The 241-nt window shown below is 51.0% G+C and carries 1 pseudogene; it reads right to left on the bottom strand.

What is annotated here, in order from left to right:
- A pseudogene (locus tag AC2Q9J_RS18430) lies at window positions 1–241 on the bottom strand (nucleotide pyrophosphohydrolase); the annotation flags it as partial.

Here is a 241-nt window from a genome sequence, read left to right as displayed (position 1 = left end):
AAATCCATCCAGTCCTTCAATCGCTGCAATGCGATAAAACCGCTCGACATGTTGTTCTCGTTCTATATATCGGTCGAATCGCTCAAATGATTTAACTGGGACCCCGCCCCAATAGCGACCTGGCTGATGCGATAAATAAGTACGCACCGATGTCTCCGTGATCGGGTCCGGCGTGTGGTCAAATCGTCCGAAGTCCCGGGCCGACTTCTCTTCGATGAGGGCAAAGAGTGAATCGAACAGA

This window comes from Planococcus sp. RAB007_Raresut, from assembly GCF_057369535.1.
The sequence above is the reverse complement of the archived record's forward strand: the minus strand, read 5'-3'. Positions and strand labels throughout refer to the sequence as shown.